General features: G+C 64.9%; 8 protein-coding genes. 6 read left to right on the top strand and 2 right to left on the bottom strand.

Features of this window, described 5'->3' with window-relative positions:
• Positions 1-191 precede the first annotated feature (191 nt).
• Both ahpC and JS536_RS01150 read left to right on the top strand, forming a co-directional pair.
• A complete protein-coding gene (ahpC, locus tag JS536_RS01155; RefSeq protein WP_100493703.1) occupies positions 192-755 on the top strand; it encodes an alkyl hydroperoxide reductase subunit C in 564 nt (187 codons plus the stop codon).
• Positions 756-847: 92 nt separating this feature from the next.
• Positions 848-2,755 (top strand): FAD-dependent oxidoreductase, encoded by a 1,908-nt coding sequence (locus JS536_RS01150; protein WP_214355461.1) that lies wholly within the window; start codon positions 848-850, stop codon positions 2,753-2,755.
• Positions 2,756-2,935: 180 nt separating this feature from the next.
• Here the strand turns inward: JS536_RS01150 and JS536_RS01145 are convergent, their stop codons facing one another.
• A complete protein-coding gene (locus JS536_RS01145) occupies positions 2,936-7,939 on the bottom strand; it encodes an Ig-like domain-containing protein (protein ID WP_214355460.1) in 5,004 nt (1,667 codons plus the stop codon).
• A 373-nt stretch (positions 7,940-8,312) separates the two neighbouring features.
• Here JS536_RS01145 and JS536_RS01140 point away from each other — a divergent pair, with 373 nt between their 5' ends.
• The 3 genes from JS536_RS01140 to JS536_RS01130 all read left to right on the top strand — a co-directional run bounded on the left by JS536_RS01140 (position 8,313) and on the right by JS536_RS01130 (position 13,131).
• Positions 8,313-9,908 (top strand): MFS transporter, encoded by a 1,596-nt coding sequence (locus JS536_RS01140; protein WP_214355459.1) that lies wholly within the window; start codon positions 8,313-8,315, stop codon positions 9,906-9,908.
• A 323-nt stretch (positions 9,909-10,231) separates the two neighbouring features.
• Positions 10,232-11,791, top strand: coding sequence for an MFS transporter (locus JS536_RS01135; protein ID WP_214355458.1), 1,560 nt, complete (start codon positions 10,232-10,234; stop codon positions 11,789-11,791).
• A gap of 335 nt (positions 11,792-12,126) precedes the next feature.
• Complete coding sequence (locus JS536_RS01130) at positions 12,127-13,131, top strand: LacI family DNA-binding transcriptional regulator (RefSeq protein ID WP_214355457.1); 1,005 nt, start codon at positions 12,127-12,129, stop codon at positions 13,129-13,131.
• A gap of 768 nt (positions 13,132-13,899) precedes the next feature.
• Here JS536_RS01130 and JS536_RS01125 read toward each other — a convergent pair.
• Entirely contained in the window at positions 13,900-16,653 is a 2,754-nt protein-coding gene (locus tag JS536_RS01125) for a phosphoenolpyruvate carboxylase (protein ID WP_214304583.1), read from the bottom strand.
• A 201-nt stretch (positions 16,654-16,854) separates the two neighbouring features.
• Here JS536_RS01125 and JS536_RS01120 point away from each other — a divergent pair, with 201 nt between their 5' ends.
• Positions 16,855-18,792 (top strand): threonine/serine exporter family protein, encoded by a 1,938-nt coding sequence (locus JS536_RS01120; RefSeq protein WP_214355456.1) that lies wholly within the window; start codon positions 16,855-16,857, stop codon positions 18,790-18,792.
• Positions 18,793-18,808: the final 16 nt, after the last annotated feature.

Below are 18,808 nucleotides of genomic sequence, written 5' to 3'. Positions count from 1 at the left end.
GCCACTGGGCCGCCGTCATCGGTACTTTTCCCCAAAGTCGCTGCTGATTCTGGGGAAAAGTACCGCATATATGGACAGCGAGCCCGCAAAACCTGCTGTGATAAGGCTCATAGGGAACAGCCGGCCCGTCACGACCCGGCGACGTTACGATGGGAGATGGCAACGTTTCTGACGTCATGAAAGGACCGATGATGACTCTTCTGCAGCACGAGCTGACCGATTTCAAGGTGCAGGCCTTCCAGAACAACGAATTCCATGAGGTGACCAAGGAGGACGTGCTCGGCCACTGGTCCGTGTTCTTCTTCTACCCGGCCGATTTCACGTTCGTGTGCCCCACCGAGCTTGAGGACCTCGCCAACAAGTACGAGGAATTCAAGAAGATCGGCTGCGAGATCTACTCCGTGTCTTGCGACACCCACTTCGTGCACAAGGCCTGGCACGACGCCAGCGAGAAGATCGCCAAGATCCAGTACCCGATGCTCGCCGACCCGACCGCCCTGCTGGCCCGCGACCTCGACACCTACAACGAGGCCGACGGCATGGCCGAACGCGGCGACTTCATCATCAACCCCGAGGGCAAGGTCGTGGCCTACGAGGTCACCAGCTCCAACGTGGGCCGCAACGCCGACGAGTTGCTGCGCCGCGTGCAGGCCTCTCAGTTCGTCTACGAGCACGGCGACCAGGTCTGCCCCGCCAACTGGACCCCGGGCGAGGAGACCATCGAGCCCAGCCTCGACCTCGTCGGCCAGCTGTGATTGTGGCATAGCGCTGAGTCGTTAACGAACGGTTTGTTTTTCTGGCTCCCCTCAGCGAGGGGAGCCGCTTTTATACGTACCAAGGAGCTTTCATGACCGAAACTCAAGACAACCTCTACGACGTCGTCGTCATCGGCGGCGGCCCGGCGGGACTCACGGCGGGCCTGTACCTCGCCCGCGCCCGCTACCGCGTGCTCATCCTCGAAAAGGACGATTTCGGCGGCCAGATCACCATCACCAACGAAGTCGTGAACTATCCGGGCGTCGGCCGCACCACCGGCCGCGCGCTCACCCAGACCATGCGCCAGCAGGCTCAGGACTTCGGTGCCGAGTTCCTCTCCGCCGAGGCCACCGGTCTTGACGTCGAGGGCGACGTCAAGACCGTGCACACCTCCCGCGGCGATCTCAGGACCTTCGGCATCCTCATCGCCACCGGCGCCTCCCCGCGCAAGCTCGGCTTCACGGGCGAGGCCGAATACGCCGGCCGCGGCGTGGCTTACTGCGCCACCTGCGACGGCGAGTTCTTCACCGGCAAGGAGGTCCTCGTGGTCGGCGGCGGATTCGCCGCGGCCGAGGAGTCCGTGTTCCTGACCAAGTACGCCAGCAAGGTCACGATTCTCGTGCGCGAGCCCGACTTCACCTGCGATGCCTCCGTGGCCGCCGAGGCCAAGAACAACCCGAAAATCGAGGTGCGCTACAACACGGTTCTTGACGGCGTCACCGCAGGCCAGGGCGGCCTCAGGGAAGCCACGGTCCGCAACGTCGAAACCGGCGAGATAACGACCTGGAAGCCGGCCGACAACGGCACGTTCGGCGTCTTCGTGTTCGCCGGATACGTGCCCGCCACCGACCTGGTGCGCGGTGTGGTCGAGCTCGACGACCACGGCTACGTGGTCACGCACGGTTACCTCGAAACCTCCGTGCCCGGCGTGTACGCGGCCGGCGACCTGCGCGTCAAGAACCTGCGCCAGGTGGTCACCGCCACCGCCGACGGCGCCATCGCCGCAGTGGAACTGGAACGTTACGCCAAGCAGCTGAGCGAGAAGACCGGTCTGGTGCCGCCGCGCCCCAATACTTCCGCCTACGAGCAGGCCGAAGCCGCGGCCGCTTCCAAGGCGGCCTCCGCCGCGAACGCCGGCACCTCGCCCGCCCCCGCGCCGGCCAAGCGCAGCGCCGATGCCGCGGCCGCCGCCAAGACCGCCAGGAAGCCCGGCGAACTGTTCTCCGCCGCCATCAAGCAGCAGCTCGGCGTGGTGTTCGGCCGCATGAGCCGTCCGGCGACCTTGGTCCTGGAGCTTGACAACACCCCGCTTTCCACGGAATTGCAGGGATTCGTGGGGGAGATGGTCTCTCTGTCCGGCGGCAAGCTGAACTCCGTGGCCGTGGACGCCGCGGGTCTCGTCACCGCCATCGACGGTGAAACCGCGCCGGCCTCGCTGGTCGTCGGCGAACCGCTTGAGGTCACGTTGCCGGACGGCACCGCCCTGCCTGTCTACGGTTCCCTTGACGATTCCGGTCGCGCCGAGTTCGATCCGTCTGGTGTGCTGCCGTTGGCCCGTCCGGCCGTGCGCATCTGTCTGCCGGCTGACGGCGATGACGGCAAGCTGACCTTCACCGGACTCGCCTTCCATGGCGTGCCCTCCGGCCACGAGTTCAACTCGTTCGTGCTGGGTCTCTACAACGCGGCCGGCCCCGGCCAGCCGCTCGGCGACGACCTCAAGGAACGCATCGCGGCCATCAAGGAGCCGGTGAACGTGACGGTTCTGGTCTCACTGACCTGCACGATGTGCCCCGAAACCGTGCTCTCCGCCCAGCGCATCGCCTCGCTCAACCCGGCCGTGCGTGCCGAGGCGTACGACGTCTCGCACTTCCCGGAGCTCAGGGACCAGTACGGCGCGATGAGCGTGCCCTGCATCGTCATCGACAAGGCCGACGGCGCCCAGACCGTCGAATTCGGCAAGAAGAACATCCCCCAGATGCTCGACCTGCTGGGCGCATAGCCGAACCGCACGTCGCCTCGCCTCGCCGCCGCCGGTTTCCCGGCAATCGGAGTCGAGGCGATGGAATCGTTGTTGTTGACGGAAAAGGCCGGCCGGTTCTCTTGACGGGAACCGGCCGGCCTTTGACATTGATCAGGCTAGGAAACTCACGGATTCATCGGATGGGCATCACCTGGCCTTTCACTGTTCCGGGACGATCGCGACGTGGTAGGTGCGGGTGGTGACGCCATCCTCGGAGGTAACGATCACCTGGGCCTCGCCGTTCGCGGCCGCGGTGTTCACCACGGTCACGGCGGCGTTGCCCTCGCCGGGCAGCGCCTGGATCTCAGGCGTCTCGCCGGCAGGTGCCGCCGTCTTGTAGCTCTCGACCGCAGGGTCGAAGCCGGCGACCTCCTTGCCATCCACCAACAGGCCGCCGATCACGGCCTCGCTATGCTGGGCGGGGATGCGGGCGTCGCCGCGCACCTCGGTGATGGCCACGACCTTGCCCTCGGCGGACGTGAACGTGATCCTGATGCGGGACGTGCGCACCATGTCGAAGGAGTACGTGGTCTCGTCGCCCTTCGAGCTCATCGAGGAGCCGGGCTTGTCGCCGACCGTCGCGTACACCCAGGCCGCATCGTTGGTCTGCTCGACCGGATGCGAGGTCGCGGACAGGCCACGCACCGGCTGCCAGGAACCGTCGGACTCCAGGTACTCCACGGCCACGGACTCAGGCAGCGCCACGTTCTCGCCGTCAAGGCAGTAGTAGACGGTGAAGGAGTTGAGCATGAACGGCGTCTCCTCGCCGTAGCCGAAGCGGTACTCCAGCCATGCGGTGCGTGACGGGTCGCCGGTGGTGGACCAGCGGTTCTTCAGGTTGTAGCCCACGCGCGGCGTGTAGGACACGATGCCGTCCATGAGCAGGGAGGCATCCTCCTGGGCCTTCGGATCCGGGTTGGTGTAAGAGGCACGCACCTGCGGGTACACGTCGTTGCGGTAGGAGAACAGGTCGCGGTTCTGCACGTAGTCGTCGGTCACGCGCACATGGGCGATGGCCTTCTCCTCCAGTCCGTCCACCGCGCCGAGCAGCGTGAACGTGCCAGCGTTGCGGTACAGGGAGGCCTCGGGCTTGTCCCAGGTCACCGCGCGCTGCTCCTTGGCGCCGTCGGACCAGTAGACGGTCACTTCCGGCGCGCTCTCGCTCACCAGCGGCTCGATGCCGGTGATGGTGGCCAGGGAGACGGACTGCACGGCCAGCACCTTGACCACATGCACGGTGGCGGTCACGTCCAGATCGAAGCGGGCGACATGACCCTGCACGCTCACCTCGCCGGCCTGGGCGTAGGCCTCGGCGGGCACGGCGTCCCACTCGACCGGCAGCGGCGCGTCCACGCCGTGGTCGAAGCTCACGGTCACGGCGGCGGGCAGTTCGGGCGTCTCGCCGGCGACGGTGCGCACGGTGGGCGCCGCGACGCCGGTCGGCCGCTTCGGCTCCGCGCCCTCGGAGACGGTCACGATGGCCGGTGCGCTGGTCTTGGCCACGCCGCCGTACGTCACGGTGACGGTCACGTTCGAGCTGCCGGACAGACGGCCGGTGACGGTGCCGTCGTCGGCCACGCCGGCCACGGACTCGTCGCCGGAGGCGAACGTCACGACGGCCTCGCTGCCCTCACCCAGGTCGATGGCGGCGCCGGTCTCGTCCGTGGCGGTCACGATGAGGCGTGTGGTCTCGTCCTCGCCCATGGTGAAGGCGGGCGGAATCACGGTGACTTCGGCCACCGGTGCCGGCGGCACGTCCAGGTCGAGCGCGTAGGCGGCATGCTGTTCGCCGTCCTCGGAGACCACGCGGATCACGTACGAGCCGTACGGGTAGTGCAGCGGCGGCACCACGTAGGCCACCGCGTTGTCCTTGGTCTCGACGGCGATCTCGGGGGCGCCCGCGGTGTAGGCGCGGTGCAGCACGGCGCGGTTCTCGCTGTCGAAGGAGACGGCCTTGCCGTCCACCGTCACGCGGGCCAATTCGGTGGTGTCATGGGCGAGGGATTCGGCGTCCTTGACATCGGCCGGATCGGCCACGCGCACGCTGGCGGTTACGGGCAGGCCGTAGCCTTCGACGGTGCCGTTCACCGTGACGGTGCCCGGGGTCCAGGAGGCGGCTTCGCCATCGGTGGTCCAGGCGGCCGGCGCGTCCACGCTGCTGCCGTCATCGAAGATGACCATGACGCGGGCGGGCAGCGCGGGCACGGTTCCGGCGGCGGAGGCCAGGGAGACCGGGCGTACGGAGACCGGGTGGGCCACGGTGACGGTGACGGTGACCGGAAGGCCAGCGGCCTCGCCGGCGACGGTGAACGACTGTGCGCCGGACTTGCCTTCGGCGTCGGCCACGGCGTCCAGCAGATCGGCCGTGTTCCATTCCACCGGCACCTCGGCGCTGGTGTTGTCCGCGAGCAGGGCGGTCACCGTCTGCGGCAGCACCGGGGTCTCACCGGCACGGACGCGCACGGCTGCGTCGCGCACCTCGAGCACCCTGTGCTCCTGGCTCCCCTTGTCAGGGGAGCTGGCCGACAAAGTCGGACTGAGGGGTAGTCCGGCGTTCCGAGACACGTCGGTCACGAACACGTTCACGGTGTCCGAGCGCAGGCCCTTGGCGGTGGCGGTCACGCGGATCGGCTTGCCGGAGCCGTCCGAGGCCACGATGGCGAGCACCTTGCCGGAGTAGGCGGAGTGCACGGGGGACTGCAGCGGTTCGGTGTTGGCCTGGTAGCCGTTGTCGGTGCCGAGCAGGTGGCCATGTTCCACGTGGAACGTCAGCTCGTCGTTGGCGCGCGGCACGATCACGCCGGCGTCATCGATCACGTCCGCCTCGATGAAGCTCAGGTCATGGCCGTCGCCATCGATGACGTGACGGTCCGGAATCAGCCTGATGCCGGCCGGGGCGCCCGCGGTGGTGATGGAGTCGCGGGCCACCTCCTTGCCGGCCTTGTCGTAGGCGACGACCTCGACCGTGCCCGGCTCGAACGGCACCTCCCACTGCAGGGTCAGCTGCTTGGGCTCGTTGCCGTCCTTCTGGTAGCGGTACTCAAACGGCTTGTCCGCGTACTTGTTGTTGAGGTGGAAGGTGGCCTGGTGCGATTCGAACTCGCGCCTGCCCAGCGAGCGGCCGTTGAGGAACAGCTCGGCGGAGGCGGCGTTGGTGTACGCCCAGACGGCCACGGATTCGCCCTCATCCCAGTTCCAGTGCGGCAGCAGATGCACCATCGGGGCGTCGTCCGGGTCGGTCCACAACGCCTTGTAGAGCCACCACGGGTTCTTCGGGAAGCCGGCCGTGTCGACCATGCCGTAGTAGGAGCGCAACGGTGCCAGCACGGTGCCGTCGGACTCGGGCATGTCCGGCTTGTTCCAGTAGAAGTTGGAGATGTACGGGGCCGGCTCGCCGATGTAGTCGAAGCCGGTCCACGCGAACTCGCCGACGTTGAACGGCAGGTTCACGAGACGGTCGAACGCGATGTCGAGCGGGTAGCCACGGTTCGTGGTGACGTTGTAGTCGGAGATCTCGTAGGTGTCCTCCTTCCACGGCCGGCGGCCCTTGGCGAACGGGTAGTCGCGGCCGCGCAGCTGCCACTCGTCCGTCAGGATCGTCGGATGCACGTAGAAGCCGCGGCACGGCGTGCAGTTGCCGGACTCGGAGTTGAGGATCACGTCGTTCGGGTGCTTCTCGTGCACCTTCTCCATCTGGTCGCGGTTGATGTAGGAGTAGCCGCGCACGTCCATCTTCTCGTGGATCTTGTTGCCGATGCCGTCGATGCCCTTGGACAGGTAGGAGGCGTCGTTCACGGAGTTCGGGCGGGTCGGGTCGAGCAGGTGGCAGCGACGGGTCAGATCCTCGGCGATCGGGATCTCCTTCTCCTGCCAGGCCACCTCGTTGCCCATGCCCCACATGAACACGGCCGGCTCGTTGCGGTCGCGCAGGATCATGGCGGCCAGGTCCTCGGGGTAGTCCTGGGCGAAGTAGTTGGAGTAGTCGTTGCGGTTCTTCGGGGCGGTCCACATGTCCGTGAGCTCCTCGAGCAGCAGGAAGCCCATGCGGCTGCACTCCTCGGCCCACACCTTGGAGCAGGGGTTGTGCGAGGTGCGGATGGCGTTCACGCCGGCGTCGCGCAGGATCTCCAGCTGACGGACCACGGCGCGGCGGTAGGTGGCGGCGCCCAGCGAACCTAGGTCATGGTGCATGCACATGCCCAGGGCGCGCATGTTCACACCGTTAAGAAACAGGCCGAGCTTCGGGTCGAGGGTGATCCAGCGCAGGCCGAAGAGGGTCTCGGTGACGTCCACGGCCTTGCCGTCCACGAGCACGGTGGTGCGCAGCGTGTACTGGTAGGGGTCGGCGGTGCTCCACAGGTGCGGGTCGGTCACGGACAGCATGGTCTCGAAGCGGTTCGGGGCCTCGGCGGCATCGTATGCGGCGGCGGCCTCGGTGGTGTCCGGGGTGCCGGCCGGCACGGTCACGCCGTCCTCGCCGGCGGCCACGACCGCGCCGTTGGCGTCGAGGATCTCCTGGCGCAGCTCGATGGCCTGGTCGGTGGCGGTGCCGTTGGCCACGATGGTGGAGACGAGCACGTTGGCGTGGCCGTCCTTGACGTCCTGCTCCAGGCTCGGGGTGGTGATCTGCGTGCCGAAGCGGGCCACATGCACCGGCTCGGCCACGGTAAGGGTCACGTCGCGGTAGAGACCGGCGCCGGCGTACCAGCGGGAGCTCGGCTCCTCGTTGACGGTGCGCACGGTGAGCACGTTGGTCTCGCCGGGCTTGATCTTGCCGGTCAGGTCGATGGCGAAGTTCGTGTAGCCGTAGTGATGCTCGGCCACCTTCTCGCCGTTGAGCCAGACCTCGGCGCGGTCCATGGCGCCGTCGAAGTCGAGGGTCACGTACTTGCCTGCGAGCGATTCGGGGGCGGTGAAGGTCTTGCGGTACCAGCCCTCGCCCACCTTGAGGTAGCCCACGGTGGCACGGGCGTTGCGGGAGAAGCGGCCCTCGACGCCGTAGTCGTGGGGGAGGGTCACCTCACGCCAGTCGGAGTCGTCGTATTCGGGACGTTCGGCGCCGTTCGGGGTGCCGCGGAAGAACCGCCAGCCTTGGTCGAAGTTGTTGTTGCGTGCGGTCAGGCCGGCGTTGCTGCCGGCTTCCGGGCGGTTGGGTGTTGTCATCGTAAAGACCTCCGTGGCTTTTGATGATGTGGGGTTGTGTGGTGGGGTGCGACTGTTGGGCATTCCCGACGTCGGGAATGCGGTTGCCCCGCCTCTCTCGTTGTTTGGGAGGCCGGGGCTGTTCGTCCTTGACGATGACCAGCATAGCATCTCAACGATGAGATTACGAATAACGCTTGTTTTTACGGGGATTCAAAACGCCGTATATGGCGCGTAAATCTTAACGATGATAGAGTTCTGAATCAGAACGAACGAACGGCGTGTCGCGACGACGCTGACAGGCCGTGAACCATCATCATGAGATATGCCGTCGGACGGGCGTGCTGCCGCGCGCCTCCGGCATCGGCCGGCGCAGGCCGAGGAAAGGACGAAGATGTCGCAAGGGAACGGCAACCGAATCAAGCGCGCCAACGTGGCGTCCGAGGCGGTGGACGCCGCCCTGTCGTGGAAGGCCAAGCTCGGGTACGCCACCTTCTCCCTGTCCTACGTCATGCAGACCATGATCGTGACATGGCAGATGTTCTACTTCACCACGTTCCTGAACGTGTCGATGGCCGTCACCGCGGTGCTCATCGCCACCGGCAAGATCGTGGCCTCGGTCATCGGCCCGGTCTGGGGCTACATCTCCGACCGCATGTACCGCAACGCGCTCGGCCGCCGCTTCGGCCGCCGCCGCTCCATCCTGATCTTCGCGATTCCCGCGAACTTCGTCTTCTACCTGCTGCTGTGGATCCCGAACCTGCCGATCGCCGTCTACTTCTTCGCGAACCTGCTGTACTGGGCGTTCTTCGCCGGCATCACCACCGTGCAGTACGGCCTGCCCAGCGAGATGACCGAGAACCCCACGCAGCGCGCGCAACTGGTGGGCGTCAACCAGATCGCCGGCGCCATCGGCGGCACTTTCCTCTCGGTGCTCAACGTCTACCTGTTCACCATTTGGGGCAAGGACAACTGGGAGTCGTACTTCAACATGGCGCTGCTGTACGGCATCATGGGCACCGCCGTGCTCATGCTCGGCTTCCTGTCGATCCAGGAGCGCCCGTTCAGCGCATCCACCGACGTCTCGGACGCGGACGCGGAGGAGTCCGGCGGCACCGGTGCGCGTGTCGGCGCGGGCAGGCGGCTCGTCTCGGTGGTGTGGAACTTCCTCTCGGTGTTGAAGGTCAGGGAATTCCGCAACTACCTCGGCCTGTACCTTTCGGAGGAGATGTTCCGCACGGTGCGCGGCACGCTCAACACGTATTTCGTGATCTTCGTGCTGCTGCTCGACCCGCAGACCGTCTCGCTGGCCACCGGCGTCAATCTGCTGTTCGGCATCGCGTGCGTCGGCTTCTTCATGTGGATCACCGCGAAGATCGGAGGCCCGCGTGCCTATCGTCTGGGCGGCATCGAGGTGATCTTCGTGTTCCTGGCGATGTTCATGCTGGCGATGGCCGCGAGTCACATACCGACCGGCACCCGCGCCGTGCTGTACATCGGCCTTGGCCTGTTCATGAACTTCGGCATCACCGGCGTGGTGAACGCCACGCAGTACACGTACACGTTCATTCCGGACGTGGATGAGATCATCACCTCGAAGCGCCGCGAGGGCCAGTACGCCGCCATCAATTCGACCATCGACGACATCTTCTCCTCCGCCGAGACCATCGTGATCGGCCTGGTGCTGGAGGCGACCGGGTTCGTGGAGGGTGCGCAGTCGCAGCCGCCGCAGACCGTGCTCGCGTTGGCGTGCCTGTTCTCGTTCGTGCCGATCGTGATATGCATCGTGGGCATCGTCTTCACGTTCCGTCTGAGGCTCAACCGCGAGAACCATGAGCTGCTGCTCGCCGAGATCGACCGCCTGCGCTCCGGCGGCTCCATGGACGACGCGACGCCCGAGACGCGCACGCTGGTCGAAAGCCTCACCGGCATGCCCTACGAGCGCTGCTGGGGCCACAACAATGTCATCAACGTGAGCCATAAAGGCTGATTGCGCCATGGCTCCGGCTCCCCTCTCTGAGGGGAGCCTATTTTTATGCCGTTTCAAGCCTGGTATATCAGGCAAAACCGCCTTTTCTGCCCTCCTACGACACGCCAGAATCGCAAAATAATCTCATCGATGAGATTTGTGATATGGTTAGTTTCGCAAATATCAAGAAATGAAATCGAGCCCAGAAATCTCAACGATAAGGTTTCTGGGTAGGCGAATCGGACACCGGACGCAGCAGTCCGGCAATCCCAAGCAGCTCCAAGGTCTATGGCCCTGCGCCGTAGTTCGTCGTGTCGGTTTCAAAGGAGAACAGGAGAAATCCAATGTCCAACTCGGCATCGTCCGCAGCGGGCCGCAAGCTCTCTTGGGTGACGAAGCTCACCTACGCGCTGCTGCCGCTGTCCTTCACCATGACCACCATGGTGATGACTTGGCAGATGATCTACTACACCCAGCCGCTCGCCATCTCCATTGGCATCGTCACCACGATGCTCGCCGTCGGCAAGGCCATCGGCGGCTTCATCACTCCGGTCTGGGGCTACATCTCCGATCGTATGTACTCCACCTCGTTCGGCCGCAAGGTCGGCCGTCGTAAGGGCACGCTGCTCATCGCCGCACCGCTGAACCTCATCTTCTACGTGCTGCTGTGGGTCCCGAACATGCCGGTGTGGTTCTACCTGCTCATCAACGTCATCTACTACGGCGTGTACCCGGGCATCAACACCGTGGTCTACTCGCTGCCCTCCGAGATGACCGATGATTCCAAGGATCGCGCCCAGCTCGTGGCCGTCCAGCAGATCGGTGGCGGCGTCGGCGGCTTCGCGCTGTCCATGTTCAACGCCTACCTGTTCAAGATCTGGGGTGCCGACAGCTGGCAGCCGTACTTCAAGATCGCCATGATCTACGCCGTGCTCGGCACCGTCCTGCTCGTGATCGGCGCCCTGTGCATCAAGGAGCGTCCGTACGACGAGACCACCGATATCTCCTCCGCCGACAAGGGCGACGCCGAGAAGGTCGGCTTCTTCGGCCGCCTGGTCTCCGTGTTCTGGAACTTCCTGTCCGTGCTGCGCATCAAGACCTTCCGCAACTACCTCGGCATCTTCCTGTCCCAGATGACCTTCCGTACCGTCCGCGGCCAGATCAACGCCTACTTCATCATGTTCGTGCTGCTCCTGACCCCGGCCGAGGTCTCCCTCTCCACCGGCTTCAGCTTCCTGTTCGGCATGGTCTGCGTGGTCATCTGGGCCACGATCATCACCAAGATCGGCGGCATGCGCGCCTACCGTCTGGGCTCCTGGTTCACCATCGTGCTGTTTGTCGGCATCTTCATCCTGGGCCTGACCCACGGCTCCATGCCGAAGGCCACCGTCACCCTGGTGTTCACCATCCTGATCACCCTGTTCACCCTCGGCAACTCCGGCATCGTGAACGCCCAGACCTACGTGCAGTCCTTCGTCCCGGACGTCGACGAGCTCGTCACCGGCAAGCGCCGCGAGGGCCAGTACGCCGGCATCCAGTCCACCCTTGAGGTCATCGTCAACACCGTGGTGACCATCCTCGTGGGCGTCATCCTGCAGGCCGTCGGCTTCCAGTCCGGTGCCGACGTCAAGACCCAGTCCCCGCTCGTGGTCAACGTGCTGCTCTACATGTACTGCGGCACCGTGGTCGTGCTCGCCCTCGTCGGCATCCTGCTGACCTACCGCATGCACCTCAACGAGAAGACCCACGACATCCTCGTCGGCGAGTCCGCCCGCCTGCGCAACGGCGGCTCCATGGCCGACGTCACCGACGAGACCCGCAAGGTCGTCGAGGATCTGGCCGGCATGCCGTACGAGCAGTGCTGGGGCCACAACAACGTGATCAACGCTTCCCACAAGGGCTGAGAGGTGATCGACTGGCACAAACCGACATCGCTTAACTGAACAGCTGACACCAACGTGCCGCAGGTCGGGTCGGATCCGACCAACCTCCCCTGACCTGCGGCGCAACTCCTTTCCTTTTTCTTTCTCTCTTTCGCTGCCTGGGGCGGGAATCCGATTCATGGATTCCCGCCCTTCGCAATAGTTGCGGGATCGCGGCCTTCCGCCTCGATGGGCGGCGCGTCGGCGAAACCGGCGGACTGTATAATTCTCATCGTTAAGTATGGCGGATTCCCAAGTATGGGCCGCCCATCGACATCGCATGAATCGCATATCTCATGCAGGGAGCGTGATATTCCATGGTGACGCTGAAGGACGTGGGCGAGCTCGCCGGCGTGACCGCCACCACCGCCTCGGCCGCGCTGCGCGGCAAGGACTACGTCAAGCCGGAGACCATGCAGCGCGTGCGCGACGCTGCCAAGAAGCTCGGATACAAGACCAATCTGTCCGGCAGGTCGCTGCGATCCGGCCGCAGCGACACCATCACCTTCCTCACCTCCGGCATCGAGGGCGACTACTTCTCGCACCTGGCCATGGCGGTCGCCGAGGAGGTGCACAAGCGCGGCTCGCACATGCTCATCGAGCTTTCGCGCTACCTGACCGACGACAACGACCTGTCCTATACGTTCTCCGACGGCATCATCGCCATCAACGCGCCGCGTGCGGTGGACATCCTGCGCCAGCACCCCTCGGTCATGCTGGAGAACTACGACGCCAGCCTGCCCATCGACACGGTGAACGCGCCCAGCGCCGAAGGCTCGCGCGCGGCGATCCGGCACCTGCTGGAGCGCGGCTGCACACGCATCGGCATCGTGGGCGACAACCGCGACCCGCACAACCCGAACATCATCCCCGGCTCGCGTGATATCCGCATGCAATCGGCCACCGCCGAAATCCGCGCGGCCGGACTGGAATTCGACGACAAACGCGATTTCATCCGCTGCGCATGGTCCATCGACGGCGGCATCGAGGCCGGCCGCGCGTTGGCCAAGAAATGGCGCAGAGCCAAGAAATACGACGGTTTCTACTGCCTCAACGATGGCATCGCCATCGGCCTGCTGCGAGGCCTTGCGGACGGCGGCGTGCATGTGCCCGAGGATGTGCTGGTCATCGGTTTCGACGGCCTGAGCCAGGGTGCTTACACCGTGCCGACGCTGACCACCGTGGCCACCGATTTCAAGGGCATGGCGAACACCGCCCTGACGCTGCTCATGCGGCGCATCGAGCACCCGGACGAGCAGTATTACCCCCAAACCGTGAGTGTGGGGTACAAGCTCATCGAGCGCGAATCGACCGCGCGGTAGGGTTCGACGGCTCAGCGGCGGTTTTGTGCTAGAAGAGCGTCGTTCCTAGCACAAAACCGCCTCAAAATGCCTATTTAGTGATCGTTTCATGCTAGGAAGACGATGGTTCTAGCGGCAAACGATCTCAAATTGACCTTATAGCGGTCGTTTCATGTCAGAAGGACAATACTTCTAGCATGAAACGACCGCAAAATGGGCATTTAGAGGTCTTTTGATGCTAGAAGCAGTGTCTTTCTGGTACGAAAGGGACGCTAATTACCTTCTTGGCGGTCGTTTCGTGCCAGAAGATAGGCCTTTCTAGCGCGAAAAGACCGCTGAGGGGATTTCCGGGTGACTCGATGCGGCCAAGGAACTGGCCTCAGTACTTCAGACAGCCGCACGACTGGCGGGGGACCAGCGTGGTGTCGATGAGCTGCAGGTCCGGGGAGTGTGATGTCGGTTGAACCGAATGAGCCCTGTTGCGCGGATGTTGAACATCATCGCGCAACAGGGCTCATTGTCTTGAGAAAAAGGAACCCCGCTAGGTCGCGGGGTTAAGCCGTCAAGCGGACAGTCCGGTGGACTGTCCGTAGGCGAAATATGAGGCGACAGCCGAATCAGGAATCGCGGGCGTAGCCCGTCCGTAATTGCTGGACTACTGTGCTGCGATGGTTTTTGCGCGCGCAAAGCTACTGCGCAAAAACCTTGCTACGTTTGCGGTGGTGAAGTCCACCGGACTTCACCACCTGGGGCTTTGCAGCACTAGCTGCAAAGCCCCAGACGCAAACGTCAGCCCGTGTTCTGCAGGCCGGCGGCGACGCCCGAAACGGTGCAGAGGATGAGGTAGATGAACCCGGCCTGCTGGCTTTGGCTGAGTTCTTCCTTGTCCACCTTCTTGCGCAGCGACTTGAGGGCGAGCACCTGGGTGAGCGACAGCGCATCCACGTACGGGGAGCGGATGCGGATGGCTTGGCCGAGCACGTGACGGTGCTGTAGCGGCCACTTGTCGCCGACGATGTCGAGCACCCACTTGCGGGTGAGCTCCATCTCGCTCAGCACCTTCTCGTTGAGATCCTCACGGTCGCCCAGGGCGAGGTACATCTTGGCGATGCGCTCGTCCGTCTTGGCGATGGACATCTCGATGTTGTCGATGAAGGTGGAGAACAGCGGCCATTCCTCATACGCCTCGCGCAGGGTCTTGAGGTCGCCGAACTTCTCGCACGCCGTGCCCAGGCCGTACCAGGCGGCCAGGTTGATGCGTGCCTGAGCCCAGGAGAAGATCCACGGAATCGTGCGCAGGTCGTCCAGGGACTTGGCGCCAAGACCACGCTTCGCCGGGCGGGAACCGATCGGCAGCAGACCGATCTCGGTCAGCGGCGTCACGGTGGAGAACCACTGGGCGAAGTCCGGCGTGTGCAGCAGGTCGAGGAAGCGCTCGTGAGCGGCCTCGTCCAGCGCGTGCGCCATGCCGGCGTACTTCTCGGTCATCTCGGTGTTGGTCTTCTCCACGCTCGGAGCGGACTGCAGCAGGGTCGCCGCGGCCACGGATTCCACGTGGCGGATGGCGAGCACCGGGTTGCCGTAGCGGGCGAAGATGACCTCACCCTGCTCGGTGAGCTTGAAGCGGCACTTGACGGAACCGACCGGCTGGGCAAGCACCGCACGGTTGGCCGGGCCGCCGCCACGACCGACGGCGCCGCCGCGGCCATGGAACAGGGTCAGGTCGATGTTGTGCGATTCGGCCCACTTGGCGATGCGCTCCTGGGCGGAGTGCAGGGCCAGCGTGGCGGAGGTCGGGCCGGCGTCCTTCGAGGAGTCGGAGTAGCCGAGCATGACCTCGAGCTTGTTGCCGGTGGCCTTCAGTCGAGCCTGAACCTCGGGGATCTTGATCATTTCCTCGAGCACGTCCACCGAGTTCTGCAGATCCTCAAGCTGCTCGAACAGCGGGATCACGTCGATGACCGGCACGTCCTCCGGATGGGCGAAGGCCAGACGGTTGAGCTCGTAGACGTCCTTGATGTTCTGGGCGCTCTTGGTGAAGGAGATGATGTAGCGGCGGGCGGCCTTCTGACCGTTGCGCTTCTGGATGGAACCGAGGGCGCGGAAGGTGTCGAGCACCTCGTGCGTCATCGGCTGCAGTTCGCCGCGCTCGCCGTGCAGGCCGTGCTCGCGGATGTCCGCGAGGGCGCGGGAGTGCACCACGGAGTGCTGGCGGAACTCCATCTCCACCATGTGGAAGCCGAAGGTCTCGGCCTGCCAGATGAGGTCCTGCAGCGGGCCGTAGGCGGAACGCTTGGCGCCCGCATCGGCCAGGGACTTCTGCACGGTCTTCAGATCGGCGATGAAGTCGTCGCAGGTGTGGTACATCAGGTCGGCGTCACGCTCGATGGTGTAGTGCAGGCGATCGGCGATCACCAGCATCACGGCACGGTGCAGCTCCTTGGTGGAGATCAGGGCGGCCTTGTCGGTCAGTCGCTCGCTCATCTCCTTCTGGTGGCTCCACAGCACCTTGAGATCGGCGCTCGGCGGCGTGGTCTCGGCCTCCATCGTGAGGTTGCGGCCCACGGTGCGCGTGGCCTCCTCAAGGGCGGCCAGCACGTGGTCGGAGAACTTGCGCGCCACCTGACGGCTCACCTTGGCGGTGACGTTCGGGTTGCCGTCTCGGTCGGAGCCGATCCAGCTGCCCGGATGGAAGAACGCGGGGCAGACGGGCTCGACCAGACCGGCCTTGTCGCCCAGGACCCAGTCGTCGAAGCGACGGTAGACCTGGGGGATGGTGTGGAAGAGCGTGTTGTCGAAGATATCGAGAATCGTGTCCGCTTCCTCGACCGGGGTCGGCTTCTTCAGCGCGATCGGGGAGGTGCGGAACAGGGCGTCGATCTCGTTGTAGAGACGACGGCAGTTCTCCTTGCGATCCGAGCCGCCCAGGCTGTTGTGCACGGTGAGCAGTTCGGAGATGCGGCGGATCTTGCCCTCCACGGCCTTACGACGGGCCTCGGTGGGGTGGGCGGTGAAGACGGGGTGGAACTCCAGGCGATCGAGCAGTTCCTTGGCCTTGGCCGGACCCATCTCGTTGATGAGCTGGTGGTAGGCCACGGTGAGCTCGTTGATCGGATCAACGGCGCTGTCCTCGGTCACCTCGTTCTCGCGCTGGTGAAGGACGGAAACGCGGTAGTTCTCCTCGGACAGGTTCGCCAGATGGAAGTAGGTGGCGAACGCGCGGGCGAGCAGCTGGGCGTCGTGCAGGGTCATGTTGTCGATGACCTCAACGGCGGCCTTCAGTCCGTCATGTCCGGGGTTCGGGTCCGTCATGCCGCCGAAGTGCTCGGCGCTGGCCTCCACCGCGTAGTTGCGCACGGTGTCGAACGTGGAGAGCAGTTCGGGGTTGTATTCGCCCAGCACGTCGCGCAGGATCCGCAGGCACAGATCCATGTCGTACTTGAGCTTTGCGGGAAGATCATGCTCCTCCGGGCCCTTTCGTCCGGTCCCGGTGGTGACGATGGCAGCGTCAGCCGGAGTGATCTGTTCTTCGGATGTTGCCATATAACCTCCTTTGCTGAATATCAGGTTGCTCGGTCTGCCGGTCGCCCGCGGCTCCTCCGCGGTTGTTGAGGCCGGTCGTTGCGAGCCCACAGCCTGTATCCAACGTGGTTGTTTACGCGCTACAGTGTATCGCCGCCCAATCACCACTTACGTTACGAAGTCCATTTTTCGCCGTTTTCCGGTCGATTGCGCGCGGTAGTAATGGAGAACGTGAGTGAGAGCCAACATCAAGAGGACCATAAGGAGCACGGCGCCATCGCCGTCTCGCACTTCCATACCCACTCCATTCCGCTGGACATGGAGGATATCGAGCGCGACTGGGACAAGCCCATCGCCGAGGCCGGCATCGCGGCCAAGGCCAGCGTGATCGTGCGCGTCGGCCTGCTGGACCTGTCCGCCGGCACCGGATCGTTCCGCGTGCGCGAGATGATGCACCGCATCGCCTACCCGCTCGGCGTGCACGTGCGCGCCGACGTGAACCTCACGGACATCGAGGCCGCCTGCACGGACGGCAAGGACCGCATCACCGAGGTCATCGACCTGCCGAGCACCGGCGTCAACACCGAACGCATCTGGCTGCTGGAGCACTTCGCCGACTGGTTCTCCGTGAACCTGGGCGAGGAGTCGATGTACCACGTGCAGCCCGAGGTCTCCCAGGGCCTGATGCAGCACCTCGACGCGAAGGACGCCTCGCAGGTCTCCGCCGATCTTTCCAAGCAGCTGCGCAAGGAGGAAAAGGAGGAGAAGGCCTCCTCCCGCCCTGGGCAGGACGCCGTGCTCGACGCCCTTGAGGACGCGAGCCGCCACGTCGATCCCGGCGACCCGCGCGCCCACCAGCTGCATGTGCACGAGACCGATTGGTCGCAGTCCGCGATGGCCCAGTCGCTCGCAGCCCGCGCCGCCGACGAGCAGGCCCGCGAGGCCGAACAGACGGCGGAACAGGCGGCCGAGACACGGCGCACACCGGCTTCGGACGCGATGGAATCGGACTTCCCCGACCACGCCGCCGAATCCTCCGACAAGCCGTCGCGCCTTCGCGGCCCCAAGGCGACGAAGGCCACCAAGGCCGCAAACCGCAAGCCGCCGAAGGAGTACGCCGAACACTTCGACCATCTCGACAACGCCTCCGGCGCGAATGGCAACGGGGGCCGCGGCATCACCGTGCGACAGGCCCATCAGCGCCTCGACATGATCGAGCACCGCAAGCCCCTGTACTCGCCGGCCTTCGCGGGCTTGGCCTCCGCCATCGCCTGTGCATCCTTCGTGTTCCTGCTCGGCGGCGGTCCGTACGACATGGTCGGCGCGTTCGTGGGCGCCGGCCTTGGCCACTGGCTGCGCCGCCTTCTGTTCAAGCGGCATCTCAACCAGTTCTTCGTCACCTTCGTGTGCGTTGCCCTGGCGGCGCTCGCCTGCACCGGCACGCTGCGACTCATCGGCCTGTTCGATCCGATAGCCCTGCAACACGACACCGCCTACATCGGCGCCATGCTGTTCGTCATCCCCGGCTTCCCGCTCATCACCAGCGGTCTGGACATGGCCAAGATCGACTTCCCCTCCGGCATCCAGCGATTGGCGTACTTCCTGTGCATCGTGCTCATGGCCACGCTCGCCGGCTGGATGGTGGCCTCGATCGTGCACCTCAACCCCACCGGATTCGAGCCGCTCGGCCTCAACGTGTGGGTGAACGGCGCGCTGCGCTTCGTGTTCGCGTTCCTCGGGGTCTGGGGCTTCTCCATCATGTTCAACTCGCCGCAGCGCATGTGCCTCGTCGCCGCGACCATCGGCGCCATCACCGATACGTTGCGACTGGAGATCGTCGACCACGGCGTGCCCGCCGAAGCCGGCGCGTTCATCGGCGCGCTGCTCGCGGGCCTGCTCGCCACCGCATGGCGCTCGTCCGTGCGCAAGGGCTGGCTTGCGCCGCACTTCGGCTACCCGCGCATCTGCCTGACCGTGCCGTCCATCGTGATCATGGTGCCCGGTCTGTATATGTACCAGGCCATGTTCCACCTGGGTTCGTTCGATACGCTGACCGCGCTCGACTGGGCGTTCAAGGCGTTCATGGTCATCATCTGCCTGCCGATCGGCCTGGCCATGGCCCGCGTGATCACGGACAAGTCCTGGCGCTACGACATCTGACGTTGCGTGTGGCGTC

Origin of the sequence: Bifidobacterium sp. SO4, assembly GCF_018555355.1 — a bacterium.
GTDB classification, from domain to species: Bacteria; Actinomycetota; Actinomycetes; order Actinomycetales; family Bifidobacteriaceae; genus Bifidobacterium; species Bifidobacterium miconisargentati.
Note: the sequence above shows the minus strand (reverse complement) of the source record. Positions and strands in the feature narration are given on the sequence as shown.